We start from the raw sequence: 14,236 nt of genomic DNA, 5'->3' as shown, positions 1-14,236 counted from the left end.
TAGCACCTTGATTTTGTATTGAAAGTTTAACTTCTAGAAGGAAAAGTACCAACTAAAGCAATAATATAATTAACACTTTGAAAAGGCTGCATATTACTAACATCTTGGCCACCTCCTGTAGCCCCAACAGCTACAGAATCTGATGCCATTGCTACATTTTTTCCTGTAGAGTATACACCACCTTCTGCAGGATACGCACCATCAGGACTAGCAGTTCCTTCACCACGCGTAATAGGATTAGCAGCCTGTATGTGTGCAGCATGAGTATGTGAAGGCAATTGGTTTGCATTTAACTTATAAGAAGCTAAACCTCCTTTTTGCCCTAAACTTACTGATGGTAAGCCAGGTCCATTACCAGCGTGAACTGGCACTCTACCTCTTAGGTCTGGCAATCCAAAAGTCGTTCTACCATCACCGCCATAAGTTGTTCCTAATAAAGAAAACAAAGCTGTGTTTTGAGAAATATCTAATAGTTGGCCGTTACATAACGCCCATCCTCTTGGTGCAAAATTTCCACCAAACATAATAATTTGTGCAATAAATGGATCCATAATTTTAAAAATTTAATTGATTAATAGATACCAAATATACTGACTACCAATCGGTTACAGTCAAGAAGATATACTCGATATGAAAACCGAGTAAAAACACCTGTTTTTTTATTTTTATATGTTATAATAAAAATAACTCGTAGATTTAAAGTCTATTAATCAATTAAACCTTAAATTATGAGTACAAATTCAATACCAGTTCAAACAGCTATTGATAGGGTAGCTAAATGGCAATCAGAAAATAGTGATAAAAATGTAAATGGTGATTTAATTCACGCAAAAGCATTTTTAATATCTGCAGAGGATCTTATATCCTGTTTAATAGAAATGAATGTATTAGTAGACACATCTTGTATTAACACTAATCTTGTAGGTGCTGCTAGTGTAAGAGCTTATATGGCTATTGACAGACCTGATGGCACTATAGCAAGTGCAGATACAGAAAGATTAGTATTAGTATCTACAGTAAAAGAAGTAGAAAATAATAAAATAATTCATAGAGATATTATAGAAGGATACACCCTTAAAAACCCACCTCCTTATAAATTAGTTGGCACTGGAACTTTTGATTTCACAAAACCTTGTCCAAATAATTGTGATACAGAAAGCCCTTTATATAATCCGTAAAAAAGATGAATGAAGTTAATAGATAGTGTTTTTCAAAACCTTAGTACATTATTACTTTTTATTAACGCAATACTATACACGTATAGTGCAATAAAAGATAAAAAAAATAAAGCGCTTAAATATTTTGCTATTTATTTATCACTTACATTTATTGTATTAACTTTAAGTATAATTATAGTTGAATTTTATAGAGAGCTAAATATTAAACAAGACAATCTTTTTTTGTCTCATTTTTATTTTATTTTTCAGTTTGTTTTTTTGTCTCTTTTTTATAAAATAAATTTTTCAAGAAAACAGAAAATATGGGTGAATCTAATTTTCGTAATAGTTGCTTTAGTTTTAGGTATTCAATATTCTAATAACCTATCATTATTTAATCAATTCAACTTGTTAGAAATTCTTATAACCTCATTTCCTTTGGTAGTATATTCTATTATTCACCTATATAATTCCTTAGGAAAAAAAGGGAAATACATGTATATAAATGCTGCTGTATTAATTTATTTATCGGTAAGTACGCTCATTTTTATTTTAGGAAACCTAATAATTTCTGCAGTTGCTAAATCGGTATCTACTGATGTATGGTTGCTAAACAAAGTGTTTTATGGAGGTTATTTGGCTCTAATATTAATTGAATGGAGAAAGAGTTTATGGAGAACGAAAAATTAATAATACAAGCCTTAGTGTATGGAATTATATTCTTGGTTTTAATAACCACAGGATTAATCTTGTTTTTTCATTACTCGAGACAAAAAATAGTACAAAAAGAGCTTGAAAAAGCGGCTTTAAAACTAGAGAATCAACAAAAAATATTACAAACATCTATAGCTATTCAAGAAACCGAACGTAAACGTATAGCGCAAGATTTACATGATGCTATTAGCTCGAAGCTTAATATTGTTAGTTTATCTACCAATGTACTTTTAACCGACAAATCTATTAATGAAAAACAAAGAGCTTCGTTAAATCAAATACTTGAAATTACTTCAACAACACTAGAAAGTTCTAGGAAAATTGCGCATGACTTAATGCCTCCAATTTTAGATGAATTTGGACTTAAAGTTGCTTTAGAAGAATTATTTGATGACTTTTCAGTAAATACAAGCTTAGAAATAGAGCATAATATTGAAAATTTAAGTAAATTATCAAGAACCAATCAATTACACGTATTTAGAATTATTCAAGAATTAATGAATAATTCTATAAGGCATGGAAAAGCTAATGAATTAGCTATATATATGGAGGAAAATCTAACAGGTTTTAAATTAAGATACCAAGACAATGGTACTGGTTTTAATGTTAAAGAAGTTTCTAAAAAAAACGGAATCGGTTTACAAAATATAAATAGTCGTGTTAAAATTTTAAATGGAACTCTAAAAATGGAAAGCACAAAAAATAATGGAAGCCTTTTTATTATAAAATGCAAATATCATGAGTAAAATAAAGATCGCATTAGCTGATGATGAACTTTTATTCCTACAAGGGTTAAAAGCTATTTTAGGTAACGAAGAAAATATTAATATTCTTTTTGATGCAGAAGATGGTGAAGATCTAGTACAGCAATTACGTGAAACAAAAAACCTACCAGACATTGTTATAACCGATCTTAAAATGCCTAATTTAAATGGTGTTGAAGTCACCAAAATTATTCATAAAGAATTTCCAAACATAAAAGTAATTGCACTTACTAGTTACTTTAGTAAACCTTTTATTTTAAACATGATTTCTATAGGAGCTGTAGCTTATTTAGCAAAAAACAGCACTCCTGCTTTAATGATAAAAACCATTCAAGAAGTCTACGAAAAAGGCTTTTACTATGATGAGCAAGTAATGAAATTTGTTCATCATAGTATTACTAACCCGAAGGATAAAAACACAAAATCCACATTTGATAGTAGTTATTTCACCAAACGTGAAATTGAAGTTTTAGATCTAATCTGTAAACAATTTACAACAAATGATATTGGAGAAAAACTTTTTATCAGTCCAAGAACAGTAGAAGGGCACCGTAATAATTTACTACTAAAAACCGAATCTAAAAATGTAGCAGGATTGGTTATTTATGCATTAAAAAACAAACTAGTATCTTTAGACAACAACAGTTTTTAAATAAAAAAAGCTCCTACAGAAGGAGCTTTTAATTTATGTTTACTGTTATTAGTCTCGACCACCAAAAACTTGAAGTGCCCAATACAACAAAGATGCTAATGCACCAATAGCTGCGACTAAATAGGTTCTAGCAGCCCATTTTAAAGCATCCTCAGAACCAGCATACTCTTCTTGCGTAACCATATTTTTATTCTTTAGCCAAGCTAATGCTCTATTACTCGCATCATACTCTACAGGTAAAGTAATAAAGCTAAACAATGTAGCAAAACCCATAAATACTAAACCAGCAATAGCAACCCAATACCCCATTCCTACACCTGCTGCTGCACCAAGTACTAAACCTCCTATAACTAGCCATTGCGACATACCAGAGGTTACACTAACTATTGGTACCAAAGCAGAACGCATGCCTAAAGCACTATACGCTTGTGCATGTTGTACAGCATGACCTACCTCATGAGCAGAGACAGCAGCAGCAGCAGCATTTGCGTGATTATAAACTACTTCACTTAGATTTACTGTTTTATTTTTTGGATTATAGTGATCTGTTAATTGTCCTGCGGTTGAAATAACCTCAACATCTGTAATACCATGATCTGCAAGCATTTTCTCGGCAATTTCTTTACCTGTCATTCCATTTCGTAAATGAACTTGCGAGTATTTCTTAAACTTTTTCTTTAATTGATTACTTACTAACCAACTTACTAGCGATATTGCTCCTATTAATATATAATATCCAATCATTCTTTTTGTTTTTATTTTTTTTAAATATACTATAAGTATAGCAAAAAGCAAGCCAATTTATTTGTGAGAAAATTTGTCAGTATACCTGTTTTATTAAGTGGGCTTTTTGAATACCACCAATAGGATATGAAATCACAGGTATAGCATCTTTGCCTTCGGTACCTGAGCTTGTTTTTTGTTTGGTATTGCTAAATGTAATTTCAAAATCCATACTATCTTTATAAAAACGCTCTGTAGTTGTTATAATGTTATTTTGTACTTCAAACATAAAATACAAGGTGTTATCTAACAGCTTTGCATCTAATAGAATGCCATTATTTTCATCTACAATATACTCGCCTTTAGCAGAATTTTTTTCTATCAAATTATATTTGCGTTCCTGACGTTTTCCATCAAAAACATAGACTAACATATATTCATACTTACCAATAGAATCGGTTTTATTTAAATGAAACTCCATACCAATAATCTGTTTTCCATTCGCATTATTTATCTGTAAGTCGCCTTTATAAATGCCGTAAAAATCTTGCGGAAATTGTAAGGAGTCGTTTTGCGCTTTCACGGAAAAGTTAAGTACTGCGATAAGGATACAGAAAAAATATTTCATGTTTAATTTTTTATTAAAAATAAGAAATATAATCTTCTTCTTTTTGATTCCCCACCTAAACAAAGTCTATTTTACTTTTAAAGAACAATAAAAAGACACCAATTTACTCTTCCAAATGTAGCACTTGGATCACGTAATCATGCTCAAAAATAACAACTAAAGTTTCTTTTTTTGTCTCAAAAAAACTTGGTGGTTTACCTAACGAATACACCAAGTGATCTCTTCCGGTTAGTGTTGAAGGCTCTCCCTTTCCTAATAGTTCTACAACCGCATCTTTTGATTTTCCAATTAATACATTGCTTTCTTTAATATCCTTAGACATTTTATATCGTGAAAGCGGATTTGTATGCCATGAAACAGCATCAAATTGTTTCTCATTTAGTTGAATTACAAAATAGCTAATAACAGTTGCCAAAACAAAAACACCAACTATTATTTTGATTTTTTTTATCATCTTAAGACTCCCCTTTCTTGGGAATTAGCCAACTATGTTGACTATTTTACCTGGAACTACAATTACTTTTTTAGGAGTTCGGCCATCTAATTGTGCCATCGTTTTTTCATGAGACATAACTGCTTTTTCAATTTCATCTTTACTCAAATCCATTGGCAACTCTAATGTAAAACGCATTTTACCATTAAATGAAATAGGGTAATTTTTAGAGCTTTCCACCAAATGACTTGCTTCAAACTTAGGAAAATCTGCTGTAGATATAGATCCTACATTTCCTAATTGGCTATATAATTCTTCTGCAATATGTGGTGCATAAGGAGAAATTAAAACCAATAAAGGTTCTAGCACTTCTTTACTTGTACATTTTTGAGCAGTAAACTCATTAACTGCAATCATAAAGGTAGAAACCGAAGTATTAAAAGAAAAATTCTCGATATCCTCTTCTACTTTCTTTATGGTTTTATGTAATGTTTTAAGGTTGTCTTTTGTTGGTGCAACATTAGTAACGTTTAAACCCTTTTCACCAATATACAATTTCCATAGTTTTTTAAGAAAACCATGCACTCCTGTAATACCAGCAGTATTCCAAGGTTTTGCTTGCTCTAAAGGACCAAGAAACATTTCGTATAAACGAAGACTATCGGCTCCATATTGCTCGCAAATTGCGTCAGGGTTTACCACATTATATTTGGATTTAGACATCTTTTCTACTTCGCGTCCTACTTTATACACGCCATCTTCTAAAAGGAATTCTGCATCTTTAAAATCTTCTCCAAATTCACCATCCTTTTTTAACCCTACAATATCTAACTCATCGGAAGCATTCACGTATTGTACCTTTACATGAATAGGAAACACCTTTTTATCTTCAATTAAACCTTTAGAAAAATATGTATTTGTTCCGTCTTCACGATATACAAACGCACTTGTCCCCAAAATCATCCCTTGGTTAATTAACTTTTTAAACGGTTCTTCTACACCTACAAACCCTCTATCTTTTAAAAACTTCACCCAAAATCTAGAGTATAATAAATGTCCTGTTGCATGCTCGCTCCCTCCAATATACAAGTCTACATTTTCCCAGTAGTTAAGTGCATCTTTGCTTGCAAAGTCTTCACCTCTTTTGGCTTTTTCTTCCATGTAACTAAAAAAGTACCATGAGCTCCCTGCCCAACCAGGCATGGTATTTAGTTCTAAAGGATGTATCGTTATATTGTCAATCTTATCGTTATTAACAACTGTGTTTGTATTGGTATCCCAAGCCCAAACATTTGCACGACCTAAAGGTGGCTCTCCTGTTTCGGTTGGTAAATATTTTTCAACATCTGGTAATGTAATTGGTAAATGTTCTTTGCCAATCATTTGTGGCATTCCATTAACATAATACACAGGAAACGGTTCTCCCCAATATCGTTGTCTGCTAAAAACCGCATCGCGAAGCCTGTAGTTTGTTTTCCCTTTACCTTGACCTAATTTCTCTAATTCGTAAATTGCTAATTTGGTAGCTTTCTTATAGTTTAAACCATTAAGAAAATTGGAGTTCGCAATTTTCACATTATCTTTAGATGCATATGCTTCTTCAGAAATATCAACACCTTCAAAAATATTTGGAATGCTAATATTAAAATGTTTTGCAAAATCGTAATCCCTTTGATCTCCACATGGTACAGACATAACTGCTCCTGTTCCGTAACCTGCCAACACGTAATCTCCAATCCAGATAGGAATTGGTTCTTTACTAAAAGGGTGTTCAGCATAAGCCCCTGTAAATGCACCAGAAATGGTTTTTACATCTGCCATACGATCGCGTTCACTACGTTTTGCTGTTGCTAGAATATAAGCGTCAACTTCGGCTTTTTGTTCTGGAGTTGTAATTTTTTGTACTAAATCGTGTTCTGGTGCAAGAGTCATAAAACTAACACCAAAAATAGTATCTGGTCTTGTTGTAAAAACATCAATAACTTGTTCTAGATCTTTTACATTAAAAGTAACAGATGCACCAACCGATTTTCCAATCCAGTTACGTTGACTTTCTTTAAGAGAATCTGTCCAATCTATAGTATTTAAACCTTGTAACAAACGCTCTGCATAGGCAGAAATTCGCATGGACCATTGTGTCATTTTTTTACGCACAACAGGGTGACCACCACGTTCGGAAACGCCATTTACAATTTCATCGTTTGCTAAAACTGTTCCTAAAGCGGGACACCAGTTTACTTCTGTTTCGGCTAAATAGGTTAGTCTGTATTTTAGTAAAATTTCTTCTTTTTCTTTTTCTGAAAAAAGATTCCATTCTGCGGCAGTAAATTCTTCTACACTATCATCGCAAACGGCATCTACAGCAGCATTTCCTTCGGCTTGAAAAACTTTTACTAATTCGGTTATAGGAAAAGCTTTATCCCCATGTTTACAGTACCAAGATTCAAAAAGCTGAATAAATATCCATTGTGTCCATTTGTAATATTCAGGGCTAGAAGTACGTACTTCACGAGACCAATCGAATGAAAAACCAATTTGATCTAATTGTCTTCTATAGGTTTTTATATTGGTTTCTGTAGTAACTGCAGGATGCTGACCAGTTTGAATAGCATACTGTTCTGCAGGTAAACCAAAACTATCATAACCTTGTGGATGTAAGACATTAAAGCCTTTATGACGTTTATAACGCGCATAAATATCACTTGCTATATAACCTAATGGATGACCAACATGTAATCCCGCTCCAGATGGATAAGGAAACATATCCAAAACATAATATTTTGGTTTATCACTAGTATTTGAGGCTTTAAACGTTTGGTTTTCTGCCCAATATTTTTGCCATTTGGCTTCAATCGTGTTGAAATGGTATTGCATTTTATATTTCTTTATTAACCTATTTAAGTACTAATTACTGCGACCGAACACAGTATATTATATACTTAATAAGGCGCAAATTTACGGTTTATTATAAGATTGTAAAAGGAAGAACTATCAAAATACTGGTTGCATGATTTTTCCAGAGTATAATACCCAAATCATAGATAAAATTGCGAATACATTCATAGCTAATCCGAATAATTTCATCTGTGAGAGGGAATATGGTTTTTCTTTAAAAAAAAGAAACGTATCTAAAATTAGCCATAAGGAAAAAACCGCTAAAAAGCCAGCGAGTACATAATCTTGAAACCAATACGAAAGAATAAAAGTTTCTAAAAATAACAGAAACAGCATGATTAGTTTTGTGCTTTTACGACCAATAACTGTGGCCGTAGTTTTTTTACCAGCTTTCAAATCTGGCTCAATATCCATGATTTCTCCTGCAATATGTGCTTGAAAGGCAAATAAGGTTAAATATAGAACAGTTTGCCAAGGCAAATCTTGTAAATCATTAAGTTGTACACTAAAAAAAGCCGTAAAAACATAACCCATTTGTATACAAATTTCAAAAGGAGGACGTTCTTTAATTCGGAAAGGCTTAAAATTATAAACGATGTTTATTACTATCATAAACAGTAATAATAGTAACATTTTAAATCCGGAAACTAATGTAAAATAAATAATAAAAGGAGTAACAATCAACACTACCTTTTTAACTATTGTAGATAGCTGCATTTTTGTGGATCGTGCTCCAAAAAGAAAGTTTCCTTTTCTTTCATTTATTTCATCTGAAAGATAATCGTTATAATCATTCAACCCATAAACTAAATAATTTAAAGGAAAAGTAACGAATAGTAAACCAATCCAGAAATTAGTATCGTACAAAAAACCCGATTCCAAACTAAAAGGAACTAAATAAATCCAGATTGTTGGAAACCATAAACCTGGACGAGAAATTTTTAAATCGTGAATCAAATACGTGTAAATTATGAAATTACTAGTACCTCAAAGTTAAAGGTATTGCAACACTATTAAAAGTTTAAACGTTATAAACACTAAGTAAACATTTTCTTTATTATTTTTACAACATTAACAAACCCTTTTTATGAGCGCATCTTTTGAAAAATACCAGAAACGTAAATTAATATCCTCTTACTTTTCGGTAGTATTAAGTATTGCTTTAGTCTTGTTTCTATTAGGCTTATTAGGTATGCTGATACTTAATGCAAAAAAAGTTTCCGATCACTTTAAAGAGCAAGTAGTGGTAACTATCTATTTAAAAGATAATGCAAAAGACGTTGAAACAAAACAATTAGAAAAGAGTTTAGCTTTGGCAGATTACGTAAAATCTACCAATTATGTTACCAAAGAACAAGCTGCAGCAGCAATGAAGGCCGAAAACGGAGAAGATTTTATGGAGTTTTTAGGATACAATCCGCTACAAAATTCTATTGATGTGCACTTAAAAGCAGATTATGTCACCTCTGAACATTTAGAAGAAATCGCAAAAGAAGCATTAAATAAAAATTTTGTAGACGAAGTTCGTTATGATAATGACTTAGTAACATTAATGAATAACAACGTAAAAAAAATTAGCTTTTGGGTTTTAATTCTTAGTGGAATTTTCACTCTAATTGCGGTATTACTTATTAATAGCTCCATACGTTTGGCTGTTTATGCCAAACGATTTACTATTAAAACCATGCAAATGGTTGGTGCGACAAAACGATTTATCCGTAAACCTTTTGTATTTAAAAGTGTACAATTAGGGATTATTGGAGCCATTATAGCCATGTTAGGAATGGCAGTTGTATTGTATTATTTAAACCTTACTTTTCCAGAACTGGACTTATTGAGAAACCCAGTTTTAGTAGCTGTTTTATTTATTGGCATTTTCCTTTTAGGAATTATAATTACTTGGATTTCAACATTTTTTGCAACGCAACGTTTCCTAAACTTAAAAACAGACCAGCTATATTAATTAGCAATAAACGGATTTTTTTTTCGTTGGTTTTAAACAACCAATACCTAAAAACCATGAGAAAATTAATTCCTTTTATACTTTTCATTTTTCTATGTACTTCTTGTGTCGTTCAAAATACAACACCAGAAAACACTGTGAAACTTAATATTACTGTTACCAAAATCACAGAAGGAGGCGTTAAAGATATTGTCTTTCACGATAGTGGTTCGGATTACTACTATATAAATCGTGGTTTAGAAAACGGATTAAATTTAGATTCTCTTAACGCTAAAGTTTTAAATAAAACCGTTACTTTGCATCTAGCAAAATTAATTGGAGGAGTTACTTCAGAGCATATATCGCAATTGGCACTAGGTGACGAAATTATTTATACAGAATTCAAATAAAATGGGAGAACAAAAACGAAAAGAACAAACACAAAGCGAATTTATTTTTGGAAAGAAAAACTATAAATTCATGTTTATTGGTTTAGCTTGTATCGCTTTAGGTTTTATACTAATGTCTGGAGGAGGAAGCGATGATCCTGCTGTTTTTAATCCTGAAATATTTAGCTGGAGAAGAATTAGATTAGCACCAACTTTAGTGCTTATTGGGTTTGGAATTCAGATTTACGCGATTCTTTTAAATCCGAATAAAAAATAAAATTTCCTCTAAAACGCATTAAATTACAAGCATAAAATAACATTTGGTAATAGTATTTTAATACTTTTGCCAACATGAATGTTATAGACTCCATCATTTTAGGAATAATACAAGGATTAACAGAATTCCTCCCTGTATCTTCAAGTGGCCATTTAGAGCTTGGTAAAGCTATTCTAGGCGACAACTCTGTTCCAGAAGAAAGCTTACTTTTTACTGTTGTTTTACACTTTGCAACCGCTTTAAGCACCATTGTTGTTTTTAGAAAAGACATCCTTAGCTTACTTAAAGGAGTCTTTAAATTTCAGTGGAACGAAGATTTACAGTTTGTATCTAAAATTGCGCTTTCCATGCTTCCTGCAGTGATAGTTGGTTTGTTTTTTGAAGAACAGTTAGAAGCCTTATTTGGAGGCAACATACTATTAGTTGGTTGCATGTTACTAGTTACAGCTATTCTATTATTTTTAGCAGATAAAGCCAAAGACACAGACAAAAAAGTATCTTTTAAAAACGCATTTATTATTGGTGTTTCGCAAGCCATTGCAATGCTTCCTGGAATTTCGCGTTCGGGAGCTACTATTTCTACTTCGGTTTTATTAGGAAACGATAAAACGAAGGCTGCACGTTTTTCGTTTTTAATGGTGATTCCTTTAATCTTCGGAAAGATTGCAAAAGATATTTTAAGTGGCGATTTAACTTACGACGCTCAAAACTTCACTTCCCTTTCTATAGGATTTGTTGCTGCTTTTGTAGCTGGACTTTTTGCTTGTACTTGTATGATTTCATTGGTAAAGAAAAGCAAACTTTCTTATTTTGCTTACTATTGTGCTATTGTTGGTTTAATAGCTATAATTTATTCCGCTTTAAGCTAAAATGTTAACCGAAGAAGACTACAAAACAGGACAGGTTTTATTAATAGACAAACCATTAAACTGGACCTCTTTTCAGGTGGTAAATAAGCTACGTTGGGAAATTCGACAAATGTTTAATATAAAAAAAATAAAGGTTGGCCATGCTGGAACTTTAGACCCTTTAGCTACAGGCTTATTAATTATTTGTACTGGTAAAATGACCAAGCAAATAAACACCTTTCAAGGGCAAATTAAAGAATATACTGGAACTATTGTATTAGGTAGCACAACACCTTCGTACGATTTAGAGTCGGAAATAAACAAAACTTTTTCTACAGACCATATTACAAATGAATTGGTGGAAGAAACGACCAAACAATTTATTGGTGAGATAGATCAATTTCCTCCTATTTTTTCTGCTTTAAAAAAAGATGGAAAACGTTTATATGAATATGCAAGAGCAGGTGAAGAAGTAGAAATAAAATCTAGAAGAATTACTATTGAAGCTTTTGAAATTGTACGTTTTGAAAATAACGAGGTCGATTTTAGAGTAGTTTGTAGTAAAGGCACTTATATTCGTTCTTTAGCGCATGACTTTGGAAAAGCATTACAATCTGGAGGGCACCTTTCGGTTTTAAGACGCACAAAAATTGGCGATTATCATATAAATAACGCGACTAGCATTGAAGCTTTTATAGAAGCATTAGATGCTTAAAAATCTTTTTTGGCTTTTTTAACGTATCTTTAAGTGTTGCTCACAATCTTAATACGTTATTAACTTACATGCTATTTAACAATAAACATAAAGCTATTTGCATTACGTTTCTAATTACAGGAACGATAGTTTTGAGCATGTTTAACTTTCATATTTTAAAAGATCAAGAAGAAATTATCGAAACTTTCTACGAAATTGAACCTGCAAATGAAATCATAAAAGAACAACGAACTGCACAAGAAAAAGTTACCAAAGCCGAAACAAATAAAGCATATAATCAAAATCAAGAAAGTAAACATTTTGCTTATGCGCAAAAAAGAATTGCTCCACCTAAAGATTATGTAAGACCAGAATTAAGTAATTCGGATTATGGTTTTTCTAATAAAAATAAGCATTTAAAAAAAGAATCAAGAATTGAAAAAGAAGAATTTAATTCCTTTAGCAAAGCAAACGATGTTTTAAAAAAACAACGAAAAGAAAGTAATAATGCGAAAAGCTCGGTTGGTTATTCTTTAGTAAACAGAAAACATAAATATTTACCAACACCAATATATTTGTGTGAAGCAAGTGGAAAAATAGTAGTAAATATTACCGTTAATACTTCTGGAAAAGTTACTGAAGCATCTTATAATAACGCTTCTAATTCTTCAAATAATTGTTTAATAGAACACGCTATTGAATATGCTAAAAAAGCAAAATTTAATAGTATTACAACCCAAGAATCCCAAATAGGTACTATTACTTTTTATTTTGAAGGGAAATAAGAAAGACAAATTACTCCCTTAAACACAGCTTCCTTTATTTAAAGAAAGCTATTATTAGTTTTGTAACAGTTTTAACAAATCATCTACAGCATTTTGACCTTTATCTTTATTGTACCAACGTTGTAAATCTTCTTTAAACTCTGGAGTTAACTTACCATGTTCTTCTTTATAATCATTTACAAGTTGTGTTGCAGCGCTAGGTCTTGGCCCAAATGTATTAACTACTTCTCCAGAAACGTCATCTACCATAATTAGTTTAGGTATAGATTTTCCTCCATTGGTTAAAAAATTATTCATTAGCGCTTCGTTTTCATCACGTAATACAACTTGAAGCTTAATATTATCATTAAGCTCTGCAACCTTTTGCATTGCTGGCATTACATGTGCAGCATCACCACACCAACTTTCGGTAAGCACTAACCAAGTCACTTTTTTATCTAATTTTTCTATTTGTTCTTTAACAGCTTCCTTAACTTTTAAGGTTTTATCCCAACGTTTCATACGTCTTGCATTAAGCATTGTGTATTCTACAAGGTTTTCAGATTTATCTGTTCCAGTAGTATCTTTATTTTCGGCTAATTCTTTTACTAAAGTTACATATTCTGGATATGTAATACTTTTATCTAAACTCTCTTTAATTATATTTTGCATATACTTTATTTCTAACAGTAAAAATAATTTTATATCTATTTTTAATTTATGACTTTTATCATATCTATGTCTATCTTTATAACAAAAACTTACAGGTACTAATAAATTGAAATTATGAAAAAGCATAAATGTGGATGGTGTGTTGGAGATGAATTATATGAAGCATATCATGACCAAGAATGGGGAGTTCCTGTTTTTGATGATGAAACTCTTTTTGAATTCTTAGTTTTAGAAACCTTTCAAGCTGGTTTAAGTTGGATTACAATTTTAAGAAAACGCAATAACTTTTTTGATGCTTTTGATCAATTTGATTATAAAAAAATAGCAAAATACAAACAAGACAAAATAGATTCCCTATTAGAAAACGCAGGAATTATTAGAAATAGATTGAAGATAAAAGCGACAATTACCAATGCGCAAGCATTTATGGAAATTCAAGAAGAGTTTGAGAGTTTCTCCAAATACATATGGGCTTTTGTAGATGAAAAACCATTAAAAAATAAAGTCGAAAATTATAAAGATGCTCCTGCAAATACAGCAATTAGCGATGCTTTGAGTAAAGATTTAAAAAAACGAGGTTTTAAATTTGTTGGTTCCACCGTTATGTACGCCTTTATGCAAGCAACAGGAATGGTAAATGATCATGAAGTTGGTTGTTTTAGATATGAAGAAGTATAATTAAAT

General features: G+C 31.5%; 18 protein-coding genes. 11 read left to right on the top strand and 7 right to left on the bottom strand.

Features of this window, described 5'->3' with window-relative positions; genetic code table 11:
- Positions 1-26: 26 nt before the first annotated feature.
- Positions 27-551 (bottom strand): phage tail protein, encoded by a 525-nt coding sequence (locus ACVC3Y_RS15875; RefSeq protein ID WP_303420744.1) that lies wholly within the window; start codon positions 549-551, stop codon positions 27-29.
- Positions 552-728: 177 nt separating this feature from the next.
- Between ACVC3Y_RS15875 and ACVC3Y_RS15870 the strand changes: the two genes are divergently transcribed.
- From ACVC3Y_RS15870 to ACVC3Y_RS15855, 4 genes are all read left to right on the top strand, one after another.
- A complete protein-coding gene (locus ACVC3Y_RS15870) occupies positions 729-1,178 on the top strand; it encodes a hypothetical protein (RefSeq protein WP_303420746.1) in 450 nt (149 codons plus the stop codon).
- 306 nt (positions 1,179-1,484) lie between these two features.
- Positions 1,485-1,847, top strand: coding sequence for a hypothetical protein (locus tag ACVC3Y_RS15865; protein WP_303420748.1), 363 nt, complete (start codon positions 1,485-1,487; stop codon positions 1,845-1,847).
- On the top strand, positions 1,829-2,617 hold the full coding sequence (locus ACVC3Y_RS15860; RefSeq protein WP_452227416.1) for a sensor histidine kinase: 789 nt from the start codon (positions 1,829-1,831) through the stop codon (positions 2,615-2,617). The genes ACVC3Y_RS15865 and ACVC3Y_RS15860 overlap by 19 nt, the downstream gene beginning before the upstream one ends.
- Entirely contained in the window at positions 2,610-3,287 is a 678-nt protein-coding gene (locus ACVC3Y_RS15855) for a response regulator (RefSeq protein ID WP_368389407.1), read from the top strand. Before ACVC3Y_RS15860 ends, ACVC3Y_RS15855 begins: the two co-directional genes overlap by 8 nt.
- 48 nt (positions 3,288-3,335) lie before the next feature.
- Here the strand turns inward: ACVC3Y_RS15855 and ACVC3Y_RS15850 are convergent, their stop codons facing one another.
- From ACVC3Y_RS15850 to ACVC3Y_RS15830, 5 genes are all read right to left on the bottom strand, one after another.
- Complete coding sequence (locus tag ACVC3Y_RS15850; RefSeq protein ID WP_303420752.1) at positions 3,336-4,031, bottom strand: zinc metallopeptidase; 696 nt, start codon at positions 4,029-4,031, stop codon at positions 3,336-3,338.
- Positions 4,032-4,107: 76 nt separating this feature from the next.
- Positions 4,108-4,638, bottom strand: coding sequence for a hypothetical protein (locus ACVC3Y_RS15845; protein ID WP_303420754.1), 531 nt, complete (start codon positions 4,636-4,638; stop codon positions 4,108-4,110).
- Between the two features lie 103 nt (positions 4,639-4,741).
- Positions 4,742-5,092, bottom strand: coding sequence for a hypothetical protein (locus ACVC3Y_RS15840; protein WP_303420757.1), 351 nt, complete (start codon positions 5,090-5,092; stop codon positions 4,742-4,744).
- Positions 5,093-5,116: 24 nt separating this feature from the next.
- A complete protein-coding gene (gene leuS / locus ACVC3Y_RS15835) occupies positions 5,117-7,945 on the bottom strand; it encodes a leucine--tRNA ligase (RefSeq protein ID WP_452227415.1) in 2,829 nt (942 codons plus the stop codon).
- A 117-nt stretch (positions 7,946-8,062) separates the two neighbouring features.
- Complete coding sequence (locus ACVC3Y_RS15830; RefSeq protein WP_452227414.1) at positions 8,063-8,923, bottom strand: UbiA family prenyltransferase; 861 nt, start codon at positions 8,921-8,923, stop codon at positions 8,063-8,065.
- A gap of 130 nt (positions 8,924-9,053) precedes the next feature.
- Here ACVC3Y_RS15830 and ACVC3Y_RS15825 point away from each other — a divergent pair, with 130 nt between their 5' ends.
- The 6 genes from ACVC3Y_RS15825 to ACVC3Y_RS15800 all read left to right on the top strand — a co-directional run bounded on the left by ACVC3Y_RS15825 (position 9,054) and on the right by ACVC3Y_RS15800 (position 12,901).
- Positions 9,054-9,929: a cell division protein FtsX gene (locus tag ACVC3Y_RS15825; RefSeq protein WP_303420764.1), complete on the top strand. Its 876-nt coding sequence runs from the start codon at positions 9,054-9,056 to the stop codon at positions 9,927-9,929.
- A gap of 56 nt (positions 9,930-9,985) precedes the next feature.
- On the top strand, positions 9,986-10,318 hold the full coding sequence (locus ACVC3Y_RS15820) for a hypothetical protein (protein ID WP_303420766.1): 333 nt from the start codon (positions 9,986-9,988) through the stop codon (positions 10,316-10,318).
- Between the two features lies 1 nt (position 10,319).
- Positions 10,320-10,574: a DUF3098 domain-containing protein gene (locus tag ACVC3Y_RS15815; RefSeq protein ID WP_303420769.1), complete on the top strand. Its 255-nt coding sequence runs from the start codon at positions 10,320-10,322 to the stop codon at positions 10,572-10,574.
- Between the two features lie 74 nt (positions 10,575-10,648).
- Entirely contained in the window at positions 10,649-11,443 is a 795-nt protein-coding gene (locus ACVC3Y_RS15810; protein WP_452227413.1) for an undecaprenyl-diphosphate phosphatase, read from the top strand.
- 1 nt (position 11,444) lies between these two features.
- Entirely contained in the window at positions 11,445-12,137 is a 693-nt protein-coding gene (gene truB / locus ACVC3Y_RS15805) for a tRNA pseudouridine(55) synthase TruB (RefSeq protein WP_452227412.1), read from the top strand.
- A gap of 137 nt (positions 12,138-12,274) precedes the next feature.
- A complete protein-coding gene (locus ACVC3Y_RS15800) occupies positions 12,275-12,901 on the top strand; it encodes a TonB family protein (protein ID WP_452227411.1) in 627 nt (208 codons plus the stop codon).
- A 54-nt stretch (positions 12,902-12,955) separates the two neighbouring features.
- Here the strand turns inward: ACVC3Y_RS15800 and ACVC3Y_RS15795 are convergent, their stop codons facing one another.
- Complete coding sequence (locus tag ACVC3Y_RS15795) at positions 12,956-13,552, bottom strand: thioredoxin family protein (RefSeq protein ID WP_452227410.1); 597 nt, start codon at positions 13,550-13,552, stop codon at positions 12,956-12,958.
- A 114-nt stretch (positions 13,553-13,666) separates the two neighbouring features.
- Between ACVC3Y_RS15795 and ACVC3Y_RS15790 the strand changes: the two genes are divergently transcribed.
- The gene (locus ACVC3Y_RS15790; protein WP_303420782.1) at positions 13,667-14,230 is read left to right on the top strand and encodes a DNA-3-methyladenine glycosylase I; all 564 of its coding nucleotides are present in this window, start codon (positions 13,667-13,669) and stop codon (positions 14,228-14,230) included.
- Positions 14,231-14,236: the final 6 nt, after the last annotated feature.

This window comes from Lacinutrix cladophorae (assembly GCF_053604645.1).
Note: the sequence above shows the minus strand (reverse complement) of the source record. Positions and strands in the feature narration are given on the sequence as shown.